Below are 25,551 nucleotides of genomic sequence, written 5' to 3'. Positions count from 1 at the left end.
TGGATTTTTAGAGACTCCCACTAATAATATGGATAAACATACCCATAATAAGGGTAACCATAACCAAATGAATACGGACTGCCATACCATCCCCCTAGGAAAAAGGGGCTTCCATAATGGAAAGGATGGTAACCAAAAAGATGAGGCCGTAAAAATATCCGTCTGACATCATTTGCTTGAAATAACAATGAATTCATTCATAACCATTTCCTTTTTACAATATAGTTTAAGGCTAGGGAATGTACTCCTCTTCTTCCGCTTTCCTTATTTCCTCAAGAATGATTTGTGTACCTGCATTTGCTTCCAAAGCGACTCCTACCGATTGCAGCCAATCCCCGAAATTGGTGACTCGCTGCGCTTCCAACGTGAGCGATTTTTCTTCATCCGTATACAGCTGTTGAGTGGTACCCACACCTTCAAAAAGTTGTCCTGCGGTTTGAATCCATGCCCCCAGTAAAATCTGTCTTTCATTGGCATTCTCTCTGACTTCCTCACTAACCAACATGATCTTAGATAAATAAAATGCCTCCATGATTTGACCAATAAATTGAATCCAGACGGCAATGGAAACTTGTTTCTCAAGTTGTGCAATCACTTCTTCATTATCAGATTGACTATTTTCCTTGGCCATGGCTGCCTTTGCCTTTTCTGATTGAGCATTCAATGTATTTCACTCCATTCACTATATCCTTATGCAAATAACTGGGGGAATGCCCTTAAAAAATTCATCAATTTTGCTTGCAAGCATGCAAAAAGCAGTGTGGAAAATACACACTGCCTCAGCTCAGCGGAGCACAATAAATGGCCGCATCATTTCATAATCCTCATGTTCCAGCATATGACAATGCCAGACATATAACCCGGTAAAAGGACCAAACTTCATCATTATCCGCGTGACCTGATTCGGGTCCGCACGAACCGTATCCTTCCAGCCGCGTTCATGGGGTTCGGGCGGTATCGCTGGTCCAGTGTAATGGATTATTTTCTCCTTGGTATACCTGTCAACATCAAACCCCCGCCGATCTAAGACCTGAAACTCAACTAAGTGTAAATGAATCGGGTGGGAATCCGGAGATAAGTTAATCAGGTACCATACTTCGGTGGAGCCCAGCTTCGGATTTTCAGAAATCGGGTCATCCCATGTCTTGTTATCCAATAACATCAATGGACGACCGTACTGGTCCATACTGTCATTCAAAGTTAAGTATCGTGACTTGGAAGCGTCCTGTTCATTCATCAACCGATAGGGCATCAGATAAGCCGGAATCACACTTGTATCCACACTAGACAAGGGGAGGGTTACTCGAAACTGCATCACGCTCCCCGTTTGCTCATTGACTGGATGGCCGCTTGGAAAGGCTGCTGGCGCATCGTTAGTCATGATAATCTTCCTGCCCTCCAGATTGGTGAAATCAATGATCACCTCGACCCGTTCGGCCGGGGCTAAGAGGATTTCGTTGACCCCCATCGGCTGCTCCATCAAACCTCGCTCGGCCGCAATCAAATACATGCGCTGGCCCGAATCCAGCTTCAATCGATAGAAGCGGCTGTTAGAGCCGTTGAGAAGCCGAAAGCGATATTTACGGGGCTCTACGTTTAAAAAAGGAGATACTTTGCCATTCACCAAAAGGGTATCGCCAAAAAATTCAGGAACGATCGATGTTTCTACTCCCGGGACGGGTTTTTTCGGCTGCTTTGGATAAAAAAGCGAACCATCGTGATGGAAAGTCTTGTCTTGAATCAGCAGCGGCACGTCAAATTTGCCGCTTGGTAAATTCAATGACCGCTCCCGCTGGCTCCTGACTAAGTAAAATCCGGCCAATCCGGCATAAACATTAAGCCTCGTAATCCCCAGGGTATGGTCATGATACCAAAGCGTACAGGCATGATCGCAATTCGTATAGTGATAGACTTGCTTTTTAAAATAAGGCCCCACTTTTTCGAATCCCTTAGTAAACCAAGCCTCCGGGTAGCCATCGCTTTCCCATTCCACGCAAGCTCCGTGAACATGGACGACCGTGCGGACATCCGGCACATCTTTATGGGCGCCGTGAACCGTGTAGTCGATCGGCAGGAGATGCTTATCTGGGAGATCGTTGATCCATTTGATATACACATTTTCGCCGCTTTCCACCTCAATCGTCGGACCTGGATAGCTGCCCTCATAGCCCCAAACGGTTGTATCATTCAATTCACGATGGAGTGATTGCTTAAATTCCGTCATCTTCACTTCATAATACGTATAGTTCGGCCCTTTCCATCGGGGTCTTAAAATCGGAGGAATTGGGAGTTCGTCGATAAATTTAGAGAGATTTTTCAAAAGATACACTCCCTTCACTTAATCAGGTTGTCATCACAGTAATTTATGACGCAGATTTTGAGAATATATCAAAATTGGCAGAAATGGCCTAATCCAAAAGGGAAAAAGCATAACATGATTAGTTTGTATGACACGAGTGTGTCACATGTGGTACTCCGCACATATACTAGGTTTGAAATTGGGTTAGATATATGACACATATAGGCATCATCACAATATTGTTCAAAGGGGTAGGGAAAATGGAGCACAAATGGATTTTAGCGATCGATGCAGGCGCCTACGAGGTGAAAGGGAGAACGAGGGACCAGGTGTTTAAGTTTAGGTCAACAGTAGGACCTTACCGCCATCTCCATTTGGTGAATGGGGAAGCCAACCAAATGGAAGCCGGGGACTACATCGTCGAGTATGAAGACGAGAAGTTGTTCTTGGGGAATATTGCTTGGCGGGAATGCCATGCCATAAGAGAGCCGAGAGATATTTCGAAAGCGCATGAAGAAACAAAGATCAGAGTACTGGTGGCCGTTCATCAATATGGAAGAATTAGAGGGAATTGTATCGTGATTGGGCAGCCAATCCGCGGCATGGTGGATAAGGACAGGGAAATGATGGAGAAAATGCTGAAAGGGACACACACGATCACGGTGAATAATGTAAGGAAAACATTTTTCATCGATGATGTGAAGGTCGCACCTGAAGGGTCGGGGGCGTACTTCAGCATGGAGGATCGGCCGGATGACATTGCGAACATTATCGACGCTGGAAGTAGTACCTTTAACTATTTAAGAGTGGAAGATGGTTATTTTATTGACAGAAAAAGCGGGACCCTTGCTTTCGGGGCTGAAACACATATGGACATAACAGAAAAGCAAATGGCAGAGGCGATCTTGGCGGAGATTCGAGGCAAATGGGACTTGTTCGACCCGACCTATCTTTGCGGAGGAATTGCTGAATATCTTTACCCGTATATTAAAAGGCATTTTAAAAATATCGAGCTAATCAAACCCGTCCTCTACCGAGCGAACGGGACCAAAGTATACAGTCCGCAATATGCCAACGCTTTCGGATATTACTCTATGGGGAAAGTGGTCTTTGCTGATGAATGAACTGAATCGCAAGGTCAAGTCAGTCCCTTTCAACCTGGATGATCCCTATGAAAGAGAGCTTCTCGAGCATTGTAACCAGTATATTCAGTTTGCCACATATATCAAACGTCTGATCCAACGGGATATGGAACAAGGTGTTGGTATCATTCGTAAAGAACATGAAAAGGGTATGAAACAGGAAAAGCCAATCGACAAATCGAAGTTGAAAAGTTTCGGTCTATGATCCCCCCCATAAGGGGTCTTTTTTTTGGAATCCTAAGCATTCTTCATAATGATGGTTTCCAACGTATTTGCCACCGCTTTACAGCTGTTAGCGATTTCTTCTAGACCTTCATAGATTTGTTTGTGTTTAATAATTCGGATCGGGTCCTTCTGGGTGGTAAACAATTGCCTAATGGCATCACGCAGAATGTGGTCGCAATCAGACTCCATTTCTTTAATTTTGATGGTGTGTTCTCTTAAATGCAGCATTTTCTTTGCTGATAGGAGTTCAATAGCTGCATCGATTTCGGTTACACAATTTTTGATCTCATCCACAAATGTAAGCATATATTCGTCTATTTCTATTATAGAGTACATTTCAAATAGAGCAGCTGTATGGTATAACCCGTCCAAAATATCATCCATGCTGATGGAAAGAGCTAAAATATCTTCGCGTTCAATAGGAGTGATAAAGGCATTATTTAGTTCACCAATGAGATCATGTACCATGGTATCCCCATAAGTCTCAAATTCTTTCATCTTCTCAGAAAAAATGACAAGATCACTAACGCTTTTTAAGTTATAATCCGCAAAGTAGTTCGCACTTGCTTTTAAATTTAAAGACATACGAAGTAAATAGTTAAAGAACTTGTCTTTTCTTTTTGCCCTTGCCATCAATTTACCACCCCAAATTGTCCGATTATTGGTTATAAAACCCTTTAACCAAGTACTTTCAAGCAATTACTATATTAAATGCAGCAATTGGACAAGGCGTTCCGGCTTATGTTCTTTATTTATTCGACAAAAAAAGCGACAAACTTTAGTTTCCTATAACTAAGGGTGAATGATCATCAATTCTGAATTTTTAGATGACGGCATATGTATAGATTAAAAAGACAGGACAAGGTGATGGATATTTTTCAGAGATTAATGGCTACTATTATTGGCAGCTTGCTGTTAGGAATTGGGGTAAATGGGTTTTTGGTGCCTAACCATTTAATTGACGGGGGAATCCTTGGAATTGCATTAATCCTTCATTACTTTTTTGATTTTCAGGCAGGGATTACAATGGTTGCTTTGAGTCTCCCCATCTGTATATACGCTTCAATGAATAAAAGGGGGTATTTCTTTAGTAGTTTACAAGGATTGTTAGTTTCTTCGTTGTTCATTGATTTGCTTGCTCCACTTCGATTCCAAATTTACCTTTCCCACCTTTTAAGTGCACTAATAGGAGGTGTCATCATTGGAACGGGTGTTGGTTTAATGCTCCGATATCAGACAAGTACTGGAGGGACCGACTTACTCGCTAAAATTATTTCTCGAACTTATTCTGTTAATATAGCTTTTGTCATTATCGCCATTGATGGTCTCATTGTTTTGGCAAGTTTGGTTTTACTATCATTAGACTCCGTTCTTTATTCATGTGTAGCTATTACCACTGTTGGTCTAACAACTTCCTTGATTGGAGGAAAGTAATCATAATTAATCATGTTGTTTTTTTACATATGGGTATATGTCTAAACCCTGGACAATCATGGAACATAGGATGAATTTGTAGTCATGAAAAGCCAGCATAGAAAAAAAGATGTGAGGGGTAAGTGCCGAAATGGAAGATCGAAAACAATACCGTGATGAATTGTTGGAATGGTGTAATAGCTTTAGTTCTTATTGGAATAGTGTGAAACCGCATGTTTCAGACTGCTTGGATACGGATCGTGTAGAGGAGTGGGAAGGGGCTTGCCGCCAATTACGAGAGAAATTACAGGAAGATGAAACCGTGGAATTCGAGGACTATCTGACAGCAAAAAGCCTTTATGAACAGTGGGAACAGCAATTCAAAGGTATGGATGCCCCTCAAGAAGTGATGGATGTGGATTCCGGGCATCGTTTGGTAGTGGAGGCGCAGCCAAAAAGCCACGACGTATTATTGGACTTGGACGGTACTCAAGAAGATCTTGAAGTTGTTTATGACCATCGCATGGAAAAAGGGGAGCAAACGGAAATCTACGGTGAACTATGGGAATCGGATGTGACTCAGGAAGAGCTTGCAGTTGGTTCAGACCACCGTTTGGTAGTGGAGGAGCAGCCACAAATCCAGGATGAATTAATGGCAACCAATGCTTCTCAAGAGATCGTTGGGATGGAAAAAACGAAAGGGATGGGGTTGGATGAACAGCTCTACTACCGTGAAGATTTGTTAGAAAGGTGTAATCACATTTACTCCAATTGGGAAAGTATGAAACCTAGTTTTTCCAAACTTTTTGAAAGCTTAGTGGAGTGGGAGGTATCATACCGCCATTTTAAAGAGAAATTAGAGGCAGATATAAAAGCGGACTTCGATGATTATCAGAAAGCTAAACATCTGCTGGAAAATGGTATGCTTTTGGGGAAGAAATAGAGAGGTAACCCCGATTCCAACCATCTGAGGGTGTGCTGAGAATACAAGTTAAGAATAGGAAAAAGGACAGATGACGCCCATCTGTCCTTTTTTCCTTCCATCAAGCGGCATGTTAGACTAGCCCCAGAAAGAAGTTCCTACAATGATCAACAAGATGAAAAGCACAACGATTAAAACAAAAGTGCTGCCGCCGCCATAACCACCGCCATAGCCGCCGCCGTAACCGCCGCCGTATCCGAATCCACAACTCATAGATGTTCACCACCTTTTACTAATAATTTGGATGTAAAAATCATCCTCAAGGTTATTATATTTTTTACTGTAGAAGGTGATTGGACAAGTTACTAATCATTCAAAAAATCCGCAAATATACTGTATGAAGTTGGGAATAAGGAATGATACAGGAAAACCCACTCAAACTAGGCTATAATTTTTTTATCCCATGGCTCTGTTCATTTTCAAGTAGGTTTGAGATTCAATAGGCGGAGAATTTCCGGCTAATGTATATGGAGGAAGCTTTAGAAGCAGATATAAGCGGAGAAATTCCGCTTAACTGCTCAAAATAAGACAAAATCCAAAGTTTTGGATAAGATAAGCGGAAAAACTTCCCTTATTTTTAAGGAAATACGGGTATTTCCCAATTTAACCGGAATTTTTCCGTTTATTTTTCAAACACAGCGAAATCAACATTCAGTTAAAATAGGCTCTTCCTTTCATAAAATTCATTTATTGATTAGCAGGTTTATTAGAAAATGCGGCGGCCTTTAAAGAAGATAGCAAAGATGACAAAGAACGGTTAATGACGAAAAACAAAAAGAAGCGTATGTATAGGACATACGCTTCACCCAGAGGTGAAAAAATGTTTAGCTTGGCAGCGGATGAGAGATTCCTGTCTCTCCCTAATAAGCTATGCAAAGTTGATAAAAGAGAACTGGACAAGCGTGTAGAAAGGGTAAAAATTTTTCCAAAATAATAAAATAGAAAAAACAACATCCATTCCCATTGGAAAAATCTTCAATTTAGGTATTATAATTACTATATAAATAGGGATTTCAATCGAGGGGGGATTCTAGAATGCAATTTTATGTTTATCATGAGCGCTTCAAGGATGCAATCGACCAGTATCAATTAGACGAGGAACAACTTCGTTTTACGGCTAAGCCAAAGGATTGTATTAAACGATCTAACGAAGATTCCGAGCGTTCTTCCATCTTAGCCATGGAAAACGATGAACTCGTTACTTTTTTCGTTTTACATCGTAATGAGGGGGTCAAACCCTATTCGGACAATGAATATGCGATTTTGTTAAGAGCTTTTTCAACCGATTTCCGTCACCAAGGCAAGGGGTTTGCGAAGAAAGCACTAACGCAGTTACCTGCATTTGTAAAAGAAAATTATCATGAAATCAACGAAATTGTCTTAGCGGTAAACGTGGGAAACGAAGCAGCACAGGCATTATATGAAAAGTGTGGGTTTATTGACGAAGGCGAACGTCGAATGGGACGAAAAGGTGAGCTGATTGTCATGAGTTACTATTTATAAATTTGGGGCATGTATCCACACTTTGATACAGAACGTATCATAGCTTATTTAGAGAGAGGTAGAGAGGAGGAAAATTATTGGAGGATAATGAAAAGCAGCGAAAGTCGACAAGAGACAGGGACCATTTTTCAAAGGTAATGTTTGGCGACCGCCAGTCAAGAGGCACATCTCAATCTAAAGACAGCTCGAAACCTAGAACAAACCGTTACGATAATTGGTTTTTTGGGCGCGGAAAAAAGCAGGATGAGCACAAGCAGCAGGAACAGTCCTTTCATGATAAAGTGGAAAACATCATGAACAATGTGGATCTAGAATTGTTATTTGATACGTATGACACCATTGTGACAACAACCGAACAATATAAACCATTATTTAAAGAAATGGCGCCATTCTTTAGCAAATTTACTGACAAATTTAAAAAGTAGTGGCGGAAAAGCAATAAGTTAAGTGGCGAAATATACTGTAGAGGGCGGGGGGTTAAGATTTTCTTAAGAATCATTCACTATTATAAAGATAATCTTTTTTTCAAGACCCCCTTTGATATATGACTTGATGCCCTCGAGGATTGTTTTCCAACAGTCTGGAGGGCTATTTTTTTGCAAATCTTTAATGAAGATGAAATTTCACTGGAAACGATTAAACCATAGGGTTATGTAATTATTTTAAACTTCTTTGACTAATGACTTTCTTTTTTAGAAATAATTAACATATTGAAAAAAAGAGTGGGGGGATACTATGCATCTTTTCCTTGCAATCCTATTTTTACTTGCAGCTATAAGATGGGGGGATTGGAGAAATTGGAAGAGGTATTACCCTACCATCCTATTTTTTATCGGCGGCGACCTTTTGAAGAACATGATACTTCATGACCATCGTATGTGGGAATATCAAGAACCATTATTTGCAGAAGAGATATTTTACGGCCATCTAGTCATCAATCTCCTTGTCATGGCGGTCATTTATCCCTCTACCATTTTGATTTATCTTGGGCGGATGCCGTTTGAAAAGGGTAAGCAAATCTTCTGGATCCTATTTTGGGTGTTCATTTATTTAACTATGGAGCTCATTAATTTTCACTATAATGCGATTAAGCATTACAACGGATGGAATATGTGGTGGTCGTTGATTTTTGATATGGTTATGTTTGTTATTCTTTGGATTCATCATAATAAACCACTGTTGGCTTGGGCTTTTTCCATTACATGGCTCATTATTTTGTGGAATGTGTTTCATTTATCCCATAACTTGTTGAAATAAGGGGAGTTTATGAGTATATCCGTTATATCATCCATCACTTTACTAATTCTCATTTCTTTTTGTGTTGCACCCAAAAAAATGCACCTATTTGAAATCATGTTTAATTGGCTTGTTGTTTGGCTTCTCATACACCCGTTATCTTGGATTATTTATGTTAATTTAATGTGGTTAAAAGTATCGACAAAATTAGTGGATTTTTGGACGTATGCTTTTGATCGATTAATTCTTATTCCGCTTCTGATAATCATCTTTTTTGAGATTTCGTTGAGGTTCGAGCGAAAGACAGCAAAATTTATCACTCTAACTGTGGCGATTTTTATTTTAATGATGGATGAATACGCTTTAATCCAAATGGGAGTTCTTCTTAAATTGAATTGGAATATTTACTATTCTTTTATTGAAAAGGCCTTTATTCTTCTTGTTTCTTATTTTTTATGGACGAAATTTAGGAGAAAATTTTTTTAAGAGGAGTTTAGGGGAGCATGTTTTTATATTTACCAAAACACTTTGATGAAAATGAATGGTTCATAATCATTGCCTTGGTTTTGAGTATATTCTTGGTGAGGCTGCCCAAAAGAATGCCAACGGAAGTTTCTTACTTAATCGTGCTATTAAGTCTGGCTATTCCTAATATAATCGACCATAGCATTGCTGCCATCTCTCCTTTTGATGCCTATCAAATCACGGATTCGGAGAAGTATGAGGTATTTGATATTCTATTAAGCGGAGTTTATATTCCATTTGGATATCTTTGTGTGTATTTTTATGAATGGTTTAGACCGAAGAAACTGAAGATTGCACTTTATATTCTTTGCTGGGCACTCTTTGCTTTTTGTTTTGAGTTTGTCCTAGTAAAATTGAATGTCTTTACTTACCGTGGTTGGAAATTGATCTATTCGTTTCCTACCTATTTGCTGGTCGTATCTCTATTCTTAATTTATTATGAGTTCCTGCTTTCTCAGCATAAAAAAAAGATGGAATCTGAATTTAATGAGAATACCTAAATCGTAAAGCGAGTGATAAAATTACCTCGAGGGTGAAAAGGGGCTGGATTACACCCCAACCCCAAACAACCTCAATTCCTCCGCATCATGCGGCAGCTGAATCATCCCTTCAAACTTCATTCCAATCTTCTCAAGAACCCGCGCGGACCCGACATTGTCCTCAGAAGTGATGGCTACAACCCGCTTCAGACCGAGTCCATCTCTTGCATACCCAAGCGTGGCGGCCGCCGCCTCAAAGCCATACCCCTTTCCCTGGAACATGGTTAAAAAGGCAAAGCCAAGATCCACATCATCCAACCCATCTCGTTTGATCAATCCGCATATCCCAATCGGCGTCCTAGCTTCATCCTTTAATTCCGTCAAAAATAGTCCAAATCCCAGTCGGGAGTACATTTCCATCGGCCCTGTTACGATATAGTTTCTAGCATCTTCTATCGTCCGCACCCCGCGGTCACCGATGAAACGCACCCACGAGGGATCATTCAACAGCTCGAGAATAAACTCGGCATCATCTGGTGTTAACCAGCGGAGTACTAATTGATCTGTTTCCATTACTTTCATTAAAACGCACCTCAGTTCATGTGAAATTCTATCTAAATCATACAATATCATGTATTCTGAAAAGGAAGATAGTGACAAATGATAGGGTCAGTTCCTCCTGATGGGAGGAAACATCAAAGGGGAGATCGCCAATGACAACGACGTTTATAAAATTAACAAAACCTACTGCAAGTATTGTAGAAGCAATGAATCGCTGGGAAAACGATCCGGCCATAATTGCGTTAACGCGCCACAACCAAAACCAAGCCGATTTGGATCGCCGCGAAACCTTGTCCCTTGAGGAGGTAACGAAACGGATGGAAGACCATCACATCTATCTAATTTACCACGATGACCAGCTGGTGGGGGAATTGAATTATATGATCGATCCGCCGCACCTCTTCAAAAAAGAGCCGGGAACCGCCTGGCTGGGCATTACGATTGGTGAATCCGCAGGGCAAGGCAAAGGGATTGGTCATGCAGCCATTCGATATTTAGAGGAACAGGTTAAGGCGCAGGGAATGAAGCGAATGGAATTAGGCGTGTTTGAATTCAACGAGCGGGCAAAGAAGCTCTATCAAAAGCTGGGTTATACTGAAATTGGCCGCATCGACAATTTTACCTATTGGCAAGGAAAAATGTGGACGGATATTCGTATGGAAAAGTATCTATGATACATAGCCCGAATGAATCAGAAAAGAAGGCACCAGATAAATTATTTTGGTGCCCCAGGAGGATAGTAATAGGGCGGGACCTTGATCCAGCCTCTTTTTCTCATTAAATCTTTTAGGGAAGCGCCAAATTGCATTTTCTCCAACATAGCGTGAGTAAACATCGCACTTACATCATTTCTGATCGATTGTGCGGCACTTGTCGCACAATGGACAATGGATGTAACCGTTTTAATACTTAATCCATTCATGATTTCATCGTCTGTCAGTTTTGTCCCCAAAGGAACTCCATCTGGATTTGAAAGAGGACGCTCTTCACTTGTTGGTGGTAAGTGAATGCCTTCTTTAATCATAAATTTTTTAAACCTCTGACCTTGTGTTTGGCATTGTTTTAAACTTTCATTTAAGCACTTGACGACATCATCATCTTTAGAAGTGTTTAAAGCAATTTGGATAAAAACACTAGACTCATCTATCGAAAAATTCCCAATAAAAAAAGAGCTTACTTGCGTGTCGCATGACTTCGTATCCCGCTTCAAAAAACTCACGAGAAGCAGGATATTCTTCTATTTCATTGAAGTAGTGATAAACCAAAATGAAAAGGGTGATTGAAATAGAAAAAACAGTAGACAACGATACGGTCACACATATAGTCAACAAGCTCCGGAGTGCGGGCTGTGTTTTTGCGGAAGAGGAGGCACAGATACTTGTGTCAGAGGCGCAATCATTAGAGGACCTCTTGAAAAAGGTGGAATGGCGGGCAGATGGGTTCCCGCTTGAATATGTAATTGGATGGGCGCAGTTTTGCGGCCTTCGGATCGAGGTGGAACGAGGAGTCTTCGTACCGCGGCAACGGACCAAATTTCTTGTTCAGCAGGCTCAAGAGCTAGCTTGTTCTGGTGATATCGTCGTTGACCTCTGTTGTGGTTCAGGGGCAATAGGTGCCGCACTGGCAGCGGCCAATGGGGAAATTATGTTGTATGGTTCGGACATTGACCCCATTGCCATACGATGTGCAAGAAGAAACGTAACGAAATTCGGCGGTCAAGTTTTTGAAGGGGATTTGTATAAGGCTTTACCACAATGGATGAAAGGTCACATTAATATCCTTGTGGCTAACGTACCTTATGTTCCTACGAATGCGATCGAGCTGCTTCCTCTGGAGGCTCGCCTTTATGAACCATATCTGGCTCTGAACGGAGGGGAGGATGGCTTAAATATTTTACGAAGAGTGGTAACAGAAGCCCCTTACTGGCTCGCGCCGGGAGGGCATCTATTAATCGAGACGAGCGAAAGGCAGGCACCACAATCTTTTGAGATTTTTACAAATATAGGATTGACTACGAAAATAGTGAGAGCCGTAGAATGGGACGCTACTGTTGTGATTGGGACTAATACATCATTTGTATGACAAAAACCGCCCATAAAAGGCGGCTTAGTTGAACAGCCTAGAACGTTGGTAAGGAACTGTCCATATCTTATTAGTAAAATCGTTTAAAGCTCTCGAAGTGGTCCTGATAATACTTGCTTTGTAAATTGGAAATCATTACACCGCCATCGTTAGCGTGGATGAATTGGTTGTTTCCTAGGTAGATTCCTAGATGTGAAATACCTTCTTTATATGTATTTTCAAAAAAGACAATGTCCCCGGCTTTCGGTGTGTTGACATAATAGGTGCGGTCATAGAAACCTTCCGCTGAATAACGGCCAATTTTCATCCCAGCTTGATTAGCCACGTAATAGACGAAACCACTGCAGTCAAATCCCTTGGGCGTGCTGCCGCCCCAGACATAAGGAATCCCAATCAGTTTCTTGGCACTTTCGATCATCTTCGCAGAGACATTCGTAGTAACGGTTGGTTCAGTCTTTGTCCCAGGAACTTTTAGCCTTTGGGCGACGAAGATATTGTCGGAAGTAAGTTTATTGAGCGCCTTCAACTCATTGACGGTCAGCTTATATTTGCCAGCGATCTTTCCCAGTGTATCCCCACTTTGAACGACGTAATCTGTCGTCCCCTTGACAGTTGTTGCGGGCGTCGTTGTTTTCGGCGGTGTGGTTGCCACAGGTTTCGTTATTGCTGGAGTCACAGCTGCTTTTTGGGCAGGAACTTTCAGTTTTTGACCGACATAAATCATATCGGATTTTAGTTTGTTCAATGACTTTAAGTTCGTCACGGAGGTTGAATGTTTCCCGGCAATCTTGCCAAGATAATCACCTTTTTGGACAGTATACACACTAGTCGCTGTCGTGGTTGTCTGCGGTTTGGCTGGAGTCGTTGTTATCGGTTTGGTTGTTGTCGTGGTTTGTTTCGGCGCTGACACCTTTAGCACTTGCCCGACATAGATCACCGTATTACTCAGTTTGTTCCACTGTTTTAGTTCTGCCACGGTCACATGATAACGGTTGGCAATCTTAATCAAGGCATCCCCTTTTACAACGGTGTAAGTGGTGGGTTGTGATGCTTGGGTCATTTTCCTTGCTACCGTGATCTGGAGCATTTGATTGACAGAGATAAAATCCGACTTCAACCCATTTGCTGTTTTGATTTCTTTGACACTCGTATGGTATTTTTGTGCGATTTTCCCTAAGGTATCGCCTTTTTGAACCTTATATGTATCGGCCATGGCAGTGCCTGCAAATACAGTCGAAAGCAGGGCAGCTGTCGATAAGGCTCGAACAATCGTTTTCTTCACTAGCAAATCACCTCTATTTTTTTCACAGTTTTATTAATTTTACCATAGTTTGCTAGTGTTACGAAGAAAAAAATGTAAATATTTCCTGAATTGTTAGCAAAAATTGATGTATTTCCTGAATTATTAAAATAATCAAGACGGAAACTCGACTATTTCTTCACCAATTAGAACAAATCCTTACAAAATTCATTAAATTATAACAAAATTCGCTGGAAATACATTTACATCTTTCTGCTAATCTAGTAAAATTGTCAATTAGATTAAACTAAAGGAGGAAAAAATAGGTGGATCGGTCGATGGAAGCTAAAAGCTCCAAAATAGATAATTTCTCGGAAATCGTGAGAAGAGCTTACGAAACGGGCGTTAACGAGCATGAAATCACCCTAGAAAAACTAATCGCAGACCTAAAAGCAGACTTGAAAAACTTAATGGTCGGTTAAATATATAGATAAATATAAGAATGATATAGGCCGCCGAGGGTATCTCGGTGGCCATTTGTGTGTTTTAGGGAGAAAAGTGCCCGCGGGGGTGGGTGGAAAAAATGGTTATACGGTAGCCAAAGGAAGCGAATGGTGCCCGTGAGGCTGAAAAAATGGGCTCAATGGTAACCATAGGAAGTGAATGGTGCCAGCGAGTCGCAAAAAAAGCTAGAGAAGGTGACTGCCTTCTTTTGTGTGAAATTATTTTTGACCTGGTGTAAGATTTAAAACATAAATCAAAACACTTATGACCTATTTCAAGAAAACTTACGACATTTCCTGGATAAAATTAGGATCGGAATCAAACAAGAATGATTGGTATAAACTATGAAATTATTGTCTATCCTTATACTATAAAACTAGTTTTGTAGGGGTGGAGATCAATGAGTATAGAAGAATTAAATAAAATCATTGCGGTCAAAAAGATGGATTTAGAGGAGTGTGAGCAAGAACTTAACAGTCGTTACTATCCCTCGATAGTCAGAATGGCAATGACGAATTATATATTAATACTACAAGAACAATTAGAAAGGTATAATAACGATCGGATTAATTTGTAGTAAGGCATATTATCTTTTTTACTGGTAATCATAAACATTATTACCGATTTAAAAGGATGATAAAATTGTCAGACCCGCGAATCATTCAATTTGATAAAGCCGTGAAACTGAGAGAAGAGTCTACAAATGCTTTTATCGATTATTGGAGAGACCATGCACTATATACCTCTTTAGAATATTGGATAATGGTGGCTTTACTTGTGGTACCACTCATCTTTCTAGTCTTCAAAATTGATAAGAGTAAGATGTTTTTAATCGCATTTTACGGTTATAGCATTCACGTATTAGCTGCGTACATAGACTTATTTGCGATAAATAGCGGGAAATGGAATTATCCATTTCCACTAATACCGTTTCTTCCTAGTATTTCTATCGATTCAAGTATTGTGCCGGTTACTTTTATGCTGGTATACCAATGGACGCTAAATCATAAAAAAAATTTCTACGTTTATTCGATAATCACAGCAGTATTCTTTTCGCTTGTTTTTAAACCGCTGCTTGCCGGGCTAGGATTGTTCCGGATGTATGGAAATATGAATTACTTTTATCTTTTGATTATATATGTGTTAGGATTTATAGCAGCAAAATTGATTACTAACGTATTTTTATGGCTTCAGAAGAAATTCAACAAATGATGATAAGGATCGCCGTGGCGGTCTTTTTCTATGGCCAAAAACTTGGAAATAATCACCTTATATTGGGAAATAATAAATATGAGGTGATTTGTGTGAGTTCTTTGATAAAGAATCTGGATTTACATGCTCAAGGGAATTGGCTGCCGATCAGTGTATCGTTGCTGTTGTTTTTATTTGCTCTTTTTATGCCCAAGAAAGAAATCGGGTGGAGAGAATGGTATATTACATTTGGAGTCGTTGGATATATTGCCTGGATTGGTGATTCTTTAATTGGAAGAATGTTGGATCTAGTTGATTTTGGCCACCCGAACGTAACAGGAATAGGTGAGTTTTTAAGCTACAGTTTCATTCCTTCGGCGCTGTCTGTTATGTATTTAAACTATTTAAAGAAAACAAATAAATGGACTCTAGTGATTATTTTTACCATCATTGCTACGTTAATTGAATGGGGAATGAGGAAAGTGGGATATATAAAGCCTCATGGCTGGAGTTTCTACATTTCAATACCGTTGTATTTTGTGGTATTTAGCTTTTTCCTTCCTTTACACAGGAAAATAATAGAGGACCGAAACCTGGAAAAGTAAAATAACCGGAAATTTTCCGGTTAAGTGCAGAATGGAGCTCGCTTCGGGGTGGAATAAGCGGAGATTTTCCGCTTATGCATAGAAAAATTCCCTATTTTTAACGTTTTCCGAGCCAATAGGCGGAATTTCTCCGTCTATTTTTACCTTTTTTAATAAAAAAAACAAAATAAGCGGAAATTTTCCGTCTATTGATCAGCCCGGGTACTTAGCCTGATCCCCGGGCCCCCATATTAATAGGTTTCATAAATAACTTTCCCTGTCTGGGATGTATCATAGTCCCCTAAAGAGTTAATTTCAGACTGAAAGTGACTCGATGATAAAATTTCCTTGACTGTGTGGATTAGTGGTTCCGTTTTAGGGGTTTTTATGATAACCAGGTCATACTGTTCTGTTATTAATGGAACAAAATCAACTCCAACTATTTTCGCGGCTTTTTCAATTCCCACGCCTAAATCGGCTGCGCCAGTCGAGACAGCGGAAGCCACACTTAAATGGTTGCTTTCTTCGTGGTCATAACCTTTTATGTACCTAGAAGGAATCTCGTTGATTCTGAGTTGTTCATCAAGCAGGATTCGTGCTCCGGACCCTTTCTCGCGATTAATAATTTTCACATCTTCTCGTTTTAAATCCGTCCAAGAGGTGAGATGTAAAGGGTTGCCTTGTTTAACGTAAAAACCTGCTTTTCTCGAAAGAAGGTTGATTAAAATAAAAGGAAAGCCCACTAATATTTTTTTTATATAGGGTAGATTATACCCGCCTGTATCCCCATCAAACAGATGTAAGCTAACGATGTCGCCATCACCATTGTACATGGAGATGAGGCTGTTTAAACTTCCCGTAAAAGATCTTAATGGTTTATAGGCAGAACTTTTCTCGATGTGTTTACCTAGGATATCTAAAACGAGGTCTTGTCCACTAATGACAATGTTAGGGGATTCCTTTTTATGAGAATCGGCACCAGAGGGTGGGAAGGTAGTAGTCTGATTCGTTTTATGATTATTTATATAATTGTCCAAGTCATTTGAATCAATTCTCATCTGTCTGCCTACACGGAATGCAGGTAGCTGCCCTTTTTTCACCAGGTCATAAAGGGTCAATTTCGAAACCTTTAATAGCTGCGATACCTCTTCAATCGTATAGGAAAGTTCCTTTGACATTTGCATCCCTCCATCATTTATTTTAACTGAAACAGATAAAAAAACGATTCTTTATCTATTTATTTTAGTTATAACTAATTATAATAAGTTATAACTAAATATAATCAATTAAAAAGGAGAGGGAAAGTGAAAAAACCTTTAATTTACTCATTGATTCTATTATTACTGGTCTTATCTGGATGTTCAGCGAAACCAGAAGAGCAGAATCAAAAAGTTTCAGATAAGAAAGTGGAGTTGACGATTTCAGCAGCTACTAGTTTACAAGATGCCTTAAATGAGATTACAGCCACCTTTGAGAAGGAACACCCTAATGTGAAAGTAAACTATAACTTTGGAGCATCAGGGGCACTCGCGCAGCAAATTTCTCAAGGGGCGCCTGTCGATCTTTTCTTCTCTGCGGCAGAGGACAAATTCGATAAACTGGTGCAAGACGGACTTATCGACAAGTCAAAAGGGACAGATCTAGTTGGAAATGAACTCGTATTAGTGGTGCCAAACGATGCAAAAAAAGAGATTAAAGGATTCGAGGACCTGACCAAAACAGATAAAATTTCCATCGGTACCCCTGAAGCAGTGCCAGCAGGACAATATGCGAAAGAAACATTAGAAAACGTAAATGTGTGGAAAGCGATGGAGAGCAAAGTGGTATATGCCAAGGATGTCAGACAGGTGCTTACATATGTAGAGACGAACAATGTGGACGCAGGAATTGTCTATAAAACAGATGCTTTGGTTTCTCAAAAAGTAAAAGTGGTAGCAACCGCAGCGGAAGATACTCACGCTCCCATTATTTATCCATTAGGTGTGATTAAGAACAGCAAGCATCCTAAAGAAGCCCAACTATTCTATGATTATCTTCAAAATGAAGCAGCGATGAAAACGTTCGAGAAGTTTGGATTCAAAGGAGTAAAAGAATAGACAATGACAACTGAGTTTTGGTCACCAGTCAAACTATCCATCGAGATCGCAACCGTTTCAGGGGTATGGGTATTAATTTTAGGATTATTTTTTGGGAAGGTGATGGCTCATACGAAGTTTAAAGGGAAGACCTTAGTGGAAACGGTATTCCTTTTACCCTTAGTATTGCCTCCATCTGTCGTTGGCTTCTTGTTAATTGTGATATTTGGAAGGAATAGTCCCATCGGACAAATCATAGAAGACTTGTTTAACCAACCTGTGATGTTTACGTGGGGGGCGGCTGTCATTGCCTCTTCTGTTGTCGCTTTTCCTCTTATGTATCAATCGGCTAAGACAGGATTTGAAGCGATTGATGGAGAAATTGAGCATGCGGCTCGGGTGGACGGGGCAAATGAGTTCAAATTATTTATGCTTATTTCGATGCCGCTTGCACGGAAAGCGATCCTTTCGGGCGCCATATTGAGTTTTGCGAGAGCGTTAGGGGAGTTTGGCGCGACTTTAATGTTTGCTGGAAACATTCCAGGCAAAACCCAAACCATTCCAACCGCTATTTACGTAGCCATTGATTCCGGCAATATGGAATTGGCGTGGTTATGGGTATTGAGTATGATCGGTATTTCATTTTTTATGTTGCTGTTCGTCCACACCATGAAATCTTGAAGGTGAAAAAGAAGGTGACTGAATTCTAACGGGTTCGGTTTTATGGTAGAAAAATTGAATTAGCAATATCATTGGGAGCCCATTTCGTATTAGTAATGGGCTTCTTTTCTTTGTTGATATATAAGAGTATTTTGTTTTAGCTAGAAATTAGCCATGTAATTGGAAAGAGTCTGCCTAGGGGCAGACCCTCTGCAAAAAATGTGTGCTAAAGAGCTACGAATGGGAACTACTTTTTCTTAAAGTAAGATTTCTTTGATAAAATTAATTTAGCTATAAAAAATATAGAAGGAGCAACTAAATGTCGATTGTCCTTGCAATTATTATCATTATTGGTGTTATTATTTTAGCGGTTCGGTTTTGGAAAACCAGAAGAATAGTGTCAATTATACTTTTGGCTCCTGTAATTTTAGTTTTACTCTTTGTCGGATATGTGTTTTTTAACTCTTGGTATCATACAACTCCCGATTCATTGAATTTTACTGTCCAAAAGGAAAATCAATCATATACAGTGACAGGAGTTTGGAAAAAACCATTAGATGCTTATAGATTTCCCACTGATTTTATTGTTTTTTATGTTCCTGATAATGCGGAAGTAACGGATGTTAAGCGAAATAGATCTGAGGATTATGAAAAAATGGACAGGAATTACTTTGAAGAGTCGGTTCAAGAATGGATAAAAAATGAACATCCTCCTGTATCAGCTCCACAAATATTTGATATAGAGACATCCAAAGAATTTAGTTTTTCATTTGTTCTCCCAGAAAACGTAAAACCACACGAAGTAAAAATCTATTATGCTCATACGAGGGATGAACCAATGGATGCCTTAGAGTTTTGGTTTAAGGAGATTGATTTAAAAAAAGACTTTATTCGATAGGGTTTTTACAAAAGAACAACAGCAACAATAAAACGAAAAAGCAATGGAGTCAATTCCAACGGGTTCTAAATTGACAATTTGTGTTTTAATTGTGCTAATACATAAGAGACAGGGGATGGAATAATTAATGATATCAACACAATATAAGATTATATTACCAAGTGATTATGATATGAATATAATCAAAGACAGAGTAAGAAATAATGGGTATAAAACAGACGGATTTGATGACTTAAAATTTAAACTTTATTTAGTAACAGAAAAAGGAGTTAATAATAATTTACAAAATAGTTATTGCCCATTATATCTTTGGAAAGATAGCAATGGTCTAAACAAGTTTTTATTTAATGGATTTTATGACAATATATTAAACTCTTTTGGATGGCAACGGGTAAATATCGGAATTCCATTAATTGATACAACGACATCTAAAATCAAAGAGAATAAATATGTATTTCAAATCTCAGGGGAAATACAACCACAAGCAAGTTTAAATAACTTAAAAGAAAAAATGGATGAAGAAATTCCAAAGATTGATAATACAGAATTTATAGTTATTTATAATCCAGACAAATGGACGTACGAGGTGTTTTACTTCTTAAGAGATTTAAACAACTTAGGAACACTAACTGGAGAAATTTATTCTATACTTCATATATCACAAGAGGAAATTCCTTATTAGAAGTAATGTTAATTGCCTCTCTTGTGGTTCAATAAAAAATTGAAAATAAAAAAGCGATGGAAGAATGATTCCATTGCTTTTTTATTGCTAATTTAATGTTAAAAACTTTGCTAATTAAGGTGTTAAATAGGTTGAGAATTAGAGTTGTACCTCTCAACCGAACCCGTTAACTGAATTCAGCACCTTCTTTTTGTATGACTAACTATTGCATGGAAATCCAGACACTCTTAACTTCTGTGTAGTTATTAAGGGCATAGGATCCCATTTCACGTCCAATACCGGATTGCTTATATCCGCCAAACGGTGAAGCGGCATCAAATGCGTTGTAGCAGTTGACCCAAACCGTTCCAGCGCGGAGTTTGTTGGCAATATAATGGGCATTCGCAACATCGCGTGTCCACACGCCAGCTGCCAGTCCATATTCGCTATTGTTCGCACGATTGATTAATTCATCCAAATCGTCATATGGCATAGCGGAAATAACAGGTCCAAAGATTTCTTCCTTGGCAATCGTCATTTCATCGCGTACATCGGCAAAGATAGTAGGGGAGACAAAGTAACCCTGCTCTTGCGGACGATCACCGCCCACTACAAGCTGTGCACCTTCGTTTAGTCCCTTCTCGATATAACTTAGGACACGGTTTTGCTGCTCGGATGAAACAAGCGGTCCAATTTCTGTATCCGCATGAATTCCGGCACCTTGTCTAATGGATTTCGCATGGGAAGCCATATCAGCAACGACATTATCAAATTGTTTCTTTTGAATGAACACGCGGGAACCGGCACAGCAAACTTGCCCTTGGTTGAACATAACACCGTTAAGCGCACCTGGAATGGCCTTGGATAAATCAGCATCAGGAAGGATGATGTTTGGTGATTTTCCTCCAAGCTCAAGTGTCACACGCTTCAATGTTTTAGAAGCATTTGCCATGATTGCTTTTCCGACTTCAGTGGAACCAGTGAAAGCAATTTTATCCACTAAAGGATGGTCAACAAGCGGTTGACCTGCCGTTTCTCCAAATCCAGGAACGATGTTGACCACACCTGCAGGGAATCCCGCTTCCTGAATTAATTCAGCCAAGTAAAGCGCTGATAGCGGCGTTTGCTCAGCTGGCTTTAGAACAATGGTACAGCCAGTTGCAAGTGCAGCTCCGAGCTTCCACATAGCCATTAAGAGAGGGAAGTTCCAAGGGATAATTTGCCCAACAACGCCTACAGCTTCATGACGAGTATAGTTTAAGAATGGTCCATTAACAGGAATGGTTTGTCCAACAATCTTCGTAGACCAGCCTGCATAATAGCGCATATGCTCGACTGCTAGAGGAATATCTGCATTAGTCGTTTCTCGAATCGGCTTCCCGTTATCCAACGTCTCTAACTGGGCTAGCTCTTCACTGTTTTCTTCCATCAAATCAGCAAGCTTGTACATAAGGCGGCTTCGATTCGCAGCGCTCATTTTTGACCATGGGCCTTCATCAAATGCTTTACGTGCCGCTTTTACAGCAAGATCAATATCCGCTGCACCTGCTTCATAAACATTTGCTAGTACTTCACCGGTGGCCGGGTTATATGTATCGAAGGTTTTTTGTGACTGACTCTCAACAAATTCACCATTAATAAATAATTTTTTCTTCCCGCGTAGGAACTTTTCTACCTTTTCTTTTAAAGCTACTGCTAATTGAGTCATATAATTCCTCCTTAAAAATAAGTTTTTTTCGCTTAACGGATGGAATGGAAAGTGTTCCCATGGAAAATGATAACACTATGAAAATATGAAAACAACTATTAATTACATAAATATTCTGATAATTTTTGATAAAAACAGTCAATTGGGGCGTATTTAACCGCCAAAACTCTCCATATATGGATAAATATCAACAAAACTTTACAGAACTAAACAAAAAAACATAATAGATTCAGAAAGTGAGGAAACCTCTTTTACAATCTTCTACTTTAATTCCTTATATTTCATCAAAAAAACACTATTTTTCCCCTCATCTTTCCTCTAAAATAAAAAGTTGGAACACTTTTTTTCTACAAAAATATAGGGGGAAATAAAAAAGTGAAGAAATTTCAAAGGATTTTATTGGCAGTCGTCCTTCTGTTTGGTTGTTTTCCAGCTGTTGGTAATGCGGTCGCACCAGACCAGCTAAATGCATTTCTAACTGAAAATAATTGGACAGAAGAAGAGTTAGATTCCTATCTGGAATATTTCTATGATTTGAGTTTGAAAGATTTTTCTACGATTGATGAATTAAAAGAAACACTAGGTGAGCCGATTACTGAAGAAAATCTACAAAAATTTATAAAAGATTACGAGTTTCAAAATGAAGCAGACCTTGTTGCTTTCCTAATTGAAAATGGGGAAATGGAAAAGGGTGAAACGATTAAGGATGTCTTTCGATATATGAATGCCCTTGAGGAAACTATTTATTATTATACAGAAGACATCGGCACCCCGATTACTGATGAAAACCTCAATGAACTGCTTGAAGATTATGATCTGACCCTTCAGGAATTGAAGGATTTATTGAAAAAGAATGACGATTCACTGGACGATTATGAAACGATTGAAGATCTGGATATGGCTGTAGCTTTGTATTTGGGCGGCGGAAATGGAATAGAGGATATTGTTTCTGAAATAGGCATTACAGAAACAGAAATCATGGCATTGATGGCCCATTTTGAAAGCCTCAAACTAGATGAAGCGGTGGTTCAAGAAAAAATGGAATCATTTCAGAAACGTCTTGAACCATTTATTGAGTTAGAAACGGCTAGCGAGCTGACAAATGAACAGGCCGCCGAGTTGGCCAGCATTGTAGACGAAATCTTTAACATCGTTGAATTAAAGCCGAAGTTTTATCTAGTAAAGGACAGTAAAAAGAAACCCGTTACCATGAATGAGCTTATTCAAATGGAAGATGCTCAAGGTTATGGCTTGCTGATCGAGCTTTATAATAATAAGGGTAAGTTTCTTGCAGATGTATTATTCCTTGCAGACATGCTTAATTCGGAATTAATTGATGAAACGGTAAAGGATGTAAAAAAGATCGAAACCGCTGTAAAAGGTACAAAGGTAAAGCAGCCACGAACGATTAAAGGTGGTAAACTTCCGAATACAGCCGGCCATTATATCGAGTGGGTACTGTTTGGCTCATTATTGGTTCTAGTAGGTGCCGCTTTTTACCGTCAGAGGAAAGAGCAAGCCTAATGAAAAGGAAAATCCCGGCTCGAAAGTGGATGAGCATCTTCCTAGTCCTAGTAGGATTAGGGATAGTGTTATCAAACATCAAGCCCTTTTTTCAACAAACAAATGAGGGTCAATTCCAACACAAACAGGAAAAAATGGCACCCAAAGTAGTACAAGAAAAAGTTGGTTCGAAGCCTCTTTATTCCATCCGTTACAACATAGGGGATCGGATTGGAGACTTGGACATCCCGAAGCTTTCTAAGACCTTGCCGATTTTTCATGGGGCAAATGAAGATGAACTGGAAAAAGGAGTCGGCCATTTTGCAGGTAGCGTGCTGCCTGGTGAAAAGGATAATTCTGTTCTTTCAGGACACAGGGATACGGTGTTTAGACAACTGGGGAAAGTCGGAAAAGGTGATTTACTCATTGTAAGGACATCTGCGGGCAAGTTTACCTATAAAGTCAGAAGAACACGAATTGTTGATGCCGATGATCGGACTGTGATTGTCCCTAAACCGAGGGCTACTCTGACGGTTACGACCTGTTATCCATTTTCATACATTGGAGACGCACCGCAGCGCTATATTTTAATAGCAGATTTAATTAGCTCTATGTAATGTTCCTATAAATGAGAACGGAAAATAAAAGGGCAAAGATAGCATGCAATAGGGTTCCGCCCAGTCGTATGGGTATATAAAAAGATTAAACTCGCCATTGAAATAAATTGGCGAGTTTCTTTATTAGGACTACGAAAACCTCACTCTCTTTTAAATAAGATGCCTTGTCTTTAATCGAGTAGCCAGCAAAAGGAAAATAAGCGGAAAATTTCCGGCTAAATGCAAAATGGAGCTCGTTTCAGGGGGAAATAAGCGGAAATTTTCCGGTTATGCAAAGGAAAATTCCCCATTTTAGAACTTTTCGAGTAAATAGGCGGAATTTCTCCGTCTATTTATGCCTTTTTTAATCAAAATTACAAAATAAGCGGAATTTCTCCGTCTATTTACCCGGCCCGCGAACTCAACCTGACCCCCTAACCGCTTCTTAGTTTTCATTCCCTGGCTTGTAGGTATTAATACTCTTATCATGTTCCTTTTTAATATCAAACTCAACGTCACCTTTTTGATTATAGGTAGCTAATGTGATTTTATGTAGATCTTCTTTCCCGAGTTGATGGATCATCATTTGAGAATACAGCCAATCTAGGCTTTTATGCACAAACTTTAAGTTATGCTGAATGATATCCCCGTCCATGATTAAGGGAATCGATATAAAAGTAGGGCTGGGTTGAATATTTAGGTCGCTGGGCTGTAAGGGTCTTTTATCCGACTTTGGGATGATACTGACCTGTCCAGATTCCTCCATCACCGCTATCTCCACATCTAGTATATCTGTATATCCCTTTGTCCTGAGAATACCCTGAAGTTCATTCACCGTTAATCGAACTCTTGCTAACCCATGTTCGTCAATATCCCCCTTGCGAATCAAAACGGTAGGGCTGTGTGAAATCCAATACTTCAACTTATTGACCAGTGCTAGTCTGGATAAAATGATATATAAAAGTGCAATTGAAAAAGAATACCAAGCAGCGGACCAATTGTTTTTTGAAACAATAGGTTCAGTGATGGCAGTGCCCATAATCTGTATAAACATCAGGTCGAAGGCTGTCATTTGTGCGACTGACCTCTTTCCAGCAAATTTCACCAATAAAAATCCTAAAGAAAACACCATAAAAGGTGTCCATAAATAATCATTTAAGAACGTCACTTTATAAGCTTAGCCTCCTTAAAACCCTCCTTACCATTATTCCTAGTCTAAGCGAGAATAAACTTAGAAATTATATAAAGGAGAGTCCCCATCGTTTACTATTTATCGTAGGATGAGGGATTCGCTGATAGAATCTGAGAATTCGCTGATAAAATGGTAATAATCGCTGATAAACTTCAATTATTCGCTGATAGAATTCCTAGGTGGTTAAATTTATCCGCTTTTAGCCCTCATATTCGTAAAAAGAGAGAGCTTATTTGTGAAAACTGCACTATTTCGTTGCGAATCCATGGAAATTAATAGTTTAGTATAACCC

30 protein-coding genes and 1 pseudogene are annotated in these 25,551 nt (G+C 39.6%); 21 read left to right on the top strand and 10 right to left on the bottom strand.

Annotated features, from left to right (window positions below; genetic code table 11):
• Positions 1-232: 232 nt before the first annotated feature.
• Entirely contained in the window at positions 233-664 is a 432-nt protein-coding gene (locus ACE198_RS02095) for a hypothetical protein (protein ID WP_375374565.1), read from the bottom strand.
• Positions 665-784: 120 nt separating this feature from the next.
• Entirely contained in the window at positions 785-2,320 is a 1,536-nt protein-coding gene (locus ACE198_RS02090; RefSeq protein ID WP_375374564.1) for a multicopper oxidase family protein, read from the bottom strand.
• A 239-nt stretch (positions 2,321-2,559) separates the two neighbouring features.
• Between ACE198_RS02090 and ACE198_RS02085 the strand changes: the two genes are divergently transcribed.
• Together ACE198_RS02085 and ACE198_RS02080 are read left to right on the top strand one after the other, a co-directional pair.
• On the top strand, positions 2,560-3,423 hold the full coding sequence (locus ACE198_RS02085; protein WP_098571464.1) for a ParM/StbA family protein: 864 nt from the start codon (positions 2,560-2,562) through the stop codon (positions 3,421-3,423).
• On the top strand, positions 3,416-3,646 hold the full coding sequence (locus ACE198_RS02080; protein ID WP_098571463.1) for a hypothetical protein: 231 nt from the start codon (positions 3,416-3,418) through the stop codon (positions 3,644-3,646). Before ACE198_RS02085 ends, ACE198_RS02080 begins: the two co-directional genes overlap by 8 nt.
• Positions 3,647-3,678: 32 nt before the next feature.
• Here ACE198_RS02080 and ACE198_RS02075 read toward each other — a convergent pair whose 3' ends face one another.
• A complete protein-coding gene (locus ACE198_RS02075) occupies positions 3,679-4,299 on the bottom strand; it encodes a DUF47 domain-containing protein (protein WP_375374563.1) in 621 nt (206 codons plus the stop codon).
• Between the two features lie 204 nt (positions 4,300-4,503).
• Here ACE198_RS02075 and ACE198_RS02070 point away from each other — a divergent pair, with 204 nt between their 5' ends.
• A complete protein-coding gene (locus tag ACE198_RS02070) occupies positions 4,504-5,100 on the top strand; it encodes a YitT family protein (RefSeq protein ID WP_251459468.1) in 597 nt (198 codons plus the stop codon).
• 130 nt (positions 5,101-5,230) lie between these two features.
• Positions 5,231-6,022: a hypothetical protein gene (locus ACE198_RS02065; protein ID WP_375374562.1), complete on the top strand. Its 792-nt coding sequence runs from the start codon at positions 5,231-5,233 to the stop codon at positions 6,020-6,022.
• Positions 6,023-6,139: 117 nt separating this feature from the next.
• Here ACE198_RS02065 and ACE198_RS02060 read toward each other — a convergent pair.
• Positions 6,140-6,223 (bottom strand): annotated as a pseudogene (locus ACE198_RS02060) (YjcZ family sporulation protein); the annotation flags it as partial.
• Positions 6,224-7,096: 873 nt separating this feature from the next.
• On the opposite strand from ACE198_RS02060, the gene ACE198_RS02055 reads away from it, so the two are divergent.
• From ACE198_RS02055 to ACE198_RS02035, 5 genes are all read left to right on the top strand, one after another.
• Positions 7,097-7,564 carry a GNAT family N-acetyltransferase gene (locus ACE198_RS02055; protein WP_375374561.1) on the top strand — a complete coding sequence of 156 codons (468 nt, stop codon included), beginning with the start codon at positions 7,097-7,099 and terminating at the stop codon, positions 7,562-7,564.
• Between the two features lie 77 nt (positions 7,565-7,641).
• Positions 7,642-7,989, top strand: coding sequence for a hypothetical protein (locus tag ACE198_RS02050; RefSeq protein WP_375374560.1), 348 nt, complete (start codon positions 7,642-7,644; stop codon positions 7,987-7,989).
• A gap of 310 nt (positions 7,990-8,299) precedes the next feature.
• Positions 8,300-8,821 carry a CBO0543 family protein gene (locus ACE198_RS02045; protein ID WP_375374559.1) on the top strand — a complete coding sequence of 174 codons (522 nt, stop codon included), beginning with the start codon at positions 8,300-8,302 and terminating at the stop codon, positions 8,819-8,821.
• Positions 8,822-8,830: 9 nt separating this feature from the next.
• Positions 8,831-9,286 carry a hypothetical protein gene (locus tag ACE198_RS02040; RefSeq protein ID WP_375374558.1) on the top strand — a complete coding sequence of 152 codons (456 nt, stop codon included), beginning with the start codon at positions 8,831-8,833 and terminating at the stop codon, positions 9,284-9,286.
• 17 nt (positions 9,287-9,303) lie between these two features.
• Positions 9,304-9,825 (top strand): hypothetical protein, encoded by a 522-nt coding sequence (locus tag ACE198_RS02035; protein WP_375374557.1) that lies wholly within the window; start codon positions 9,304-9,306, stop codon positions 9,823-9,825.
• 48 nt (positions 9,826-9,873) lie between these two features.
• Here ACE198_RS02035 and ACE198_RS02030 read toward each other — a convergent pair whose 3' ends face one another.
• The gene (locus tag ACE198_RS02030) at positions 9,874-10,386 is read right to left on the bottom strand and encodes a GNAT family N-acetyltransferase (protein WP_375374556.1); all 513 of its coding nucleotides are present in this window, start codon (positions 10,384-10,386) and stop codon (positions 9,874-9,876) included.
• Between the two features lie 131 nt (positions 10,387-10,517).
• On the opposite strand from ACE198_RS02030, the gene ACE198_RS02025 reads away from it, so the two are divergent.
• Positions 10,518-11,039 carry a GNAT family N-acetyltransferase gene (locus tag ACE198_RS02025; protein WP_375374555.1) on the top strand — a complete coding sequence of 174 codons (522 nt, stop codon included), beginning with the start codon at positions 10,518-10,520 and terminating at the stop codon, positions 11,037-11,039.
• Positions 11,040-11,080: 41 nt separating this feature from the next.
• On the opposite strand, the gene ACE198_RS02020 is transcribed toward ACE198_RS02025, so the two are convergent.
• Positions 11,081-11,584, bottom strand: coding sequence for a DUF3231 family protein (locus ACE198_RS02020; RefSeq protein WP_375374554.1), 504 nt, complete (start codon positions 11,582-11,584; stop codon positions 11,081-11,083).
• Positions 11,585-11,631: 47 nt separating this feature from the next.
• On the opposite strand from ACE198_RS02020, the gene ACE198_RS02015 reads away from it, so the two are divergent.
• Positions 11,632-12,447: a putative protein N(5)-glutamine methyltransferase gene (locus ACE198_RS02015; RefSeq protein ID WP_375374553.1), complete on the top strand. Its 816-nt coding sequence runs from the start codon at positions 11,632-11,634 to the stop codon at positions 12,445-12,447.
• Between the two features lie 70 nt (positions 12,448-12,517).
• On the opposite strand, the gene ACE198_RS02010 is transcribed toward ACE198_RS02015, so the two are convergent.
• On the bottom strand, positions 12,518-13,729 hold the full coding sequence (locus ACE198_RS02010; RefSeq protein WP_375374552.1) for a C40 family peptidase: 1,212 nt from the start codon (positions 13,727-13,729) through the stop codon (positions 12,518-12,520).
• A 296-nt stretch (positions 13,730-14,025) separates the two neighbouring features.
• Between ACE198_RS02010 and ACE198_RS02005 the strand changes: the two genes are divergently transcribed.
• The 4 genes from ACE198_RS02005 (at position 14,026) to ACE198_RS01990 (ending at position 15,987) form a co-directional block, all read left to right on the top strand.
• Positions 14,026-14,169, top strand: coding sequence for a YwzD family small protein (locus ACE198_RS02005; protein ID WP_251459459.1), 144 nt, complete (start codon positions 14,026-14,028; stop codon positions 14,167-14,169).
• A gap of 422 nt (positions 14,170-14,591) precedes the next feature.
• Complete coding sequence (locus ACE198_RS02000; RefSeq protein WP_180229960.1) at positions 14,592-14,768, top strand: hypothetical protein; 177 nt, start codon at positions 14,592-14,594, stop codon at positions 14,766-14,768.
• Positions 14,769-14,824: 56 nt separating this feature from the next.
• Positions 14,825-15,403, top strand: a complete 579-nt coding sequence (locus ACE198_RS01995; protein ID WP_375374551.1) for a CBO0543 family protein — start codon at positions 14,825-14,827, stop codon at positions 15,401-15,403.
• Between the two features lie 92 nt (positions 15,404-15,495).
• On the top strand, positions 15,496-15,987 hold the full coding sequence (locus ACE198_RS01990) for a CBO0543 family protein (protein ID WP_375374550.1): 492 nt from the start codon (positions 15,496-15,498) through the stop codon (positions 15,985-15,987).
• Between the two features lie 230 nt (positions 15,988-16,217).
• Here the strand turns inward: ACE198_RS01990 and ACE198_RS01985 are convergent, their stop codons facing one another.
• Positions 16,218-17,144 (bottom strand): substrate-binding domain-containing protein, encoded by a 927-nt coding sequence (locus ACE198_RS01985; protein WP_375374549.1) that lies wholly within the window; start codon positions 17,142-17,144, stop codon positions 16,218-16,220.
• A 126-nt stretch (positions 17,145-17,270) separates the two neighbouring features.
• Here ACE198_RS01985 and modA point away from each other — a divergent pair, with 126 nt between their 5' ends.
• From modA to ACE198_RS01965, 4 genes are all read left to right on the top strand, one after another.
• Positions 17,271-18,062: a molybdate ABC transporter substrate-binding protein gene (gene modA, locus ACE198_RS01980; RefSeq protein ID WP_375374548.1), complete on the top strand. Its 792-nt coding sequence runs from the start codon at positions 17,271-17,273 to the stop codon at positions 18,060-18,062.
• Positions 18,063-18,065: 3 nt separating this feature from the next.
• Entirely contained in the window at positions 18,066-18,722 is a 657-nt protein-coding gene (gene modB / locus ACE198_RS01975; protein ID WP_375374547.1) for a molybdate ABC transporter permease subunit, read from the top strand.
• Between the two features lie 298 nt (positions 18,723-19,020).
• Positions 19,021-19,599, top strand: coding sequence for a hypothetical protein (locus ACE198_RS01970; RefSeq protein ID WP_375374546.1), 579 nt, complete (start codon positions 19,021-19,023; stop codon positions 19,597-19,599).
• A gap of 127 nt (positions 19,600-19,726) precedes the next feature.
• Positions 19,727-20,281, top strand: a complete 555-nt coding sequence (locus ACE198_RS01965; RefSeq protein ID WP_375374545.1) for a DUF4865 family protein — start codon at positions 19,727-19,729, stop codon at positions 20,279-20,281.
• Between the two features lie 202 nt (positions 20,282-20,483).
• Here the strand turns inward: ACE198_RS01965 and ACE198_RS01960 are convergent, their stop codons facing one another.
• Positions 20,484-21,968 carry an aldehyde dehydrogenase family protein gene (locus tag ACE198_RS01960; RefSeq protein ID WP_375374544.1) on the bottom strand — a complete coding sequence of 495 codons (1,485 nt, stop codon included), beginning with the start codon at positions 21,966-21,968 and terminating at the stop codon, positions 20,484-20,486.
• Between the two features lie 375 nt (positions 21,969-22,343).
• On the opposite strand from ACE198_RS01960, the gene ACE198_RS01955 reads away from it, so the two are divergent.
• On the top strand, positions 22,344-23,492 hold the full coding sequence (locus ACE198_RS01955) for a processed acidic surface protein (protein WP_375374543.1): 1,149 nt from the start codon (positions 22,344-22,346) through the stop codon (positions 23,490-23,492).
• Complete coding sequence (locus tag ACE198_RS01950) at positions 23,492-24,088, top strand: class D sortase (RefSeq protein ID WP_375374542.1); 597 nt, start codon at positions 23,492-23,494, stop codon at positions 24,086-24,088. Before ACE198_RS01955 ends, ACE198_RS01950 begins: the two co-directional genes overlap by 1 nt.
• A 424-nt stretch (positions 24,089-24,512) precedes the next feature.
• Here the strand turns inward: ACE198_RS01950 and ACE198_RS01945 are convergent, their stop codons facing one another.
• The gene (locus tag ACE198_RS01945) at positions 24,513-25,235 is read right to left on the bottom strand and encodes a DUF421 domain-containing protein (RefSeq protein WP_375374541.1); all 723 of its coding nucleotides are present in this window, start codon (positions 25,233-25,235) and stop codon (positions 24,513-24,515) included.
• Between the last annotated feature and the right edge of the window lie 316 nt (positions 25,236-25,551).

The sequence above is a fragment of the Neobacillus sp. KR4-4 genome (assembly GCF_042136325.1).
Taxonomy (GTDB): domain Bacteria; phylum Bacillota; class Bacilli; order Bacillales; family Cytobacillaceae; genus Neobacillus.
The sequence above is the reverse complement of the archived record's forward strand: the minus strand, read 5'-3'. Positions and strand labels throughout refer to the sequence as shown.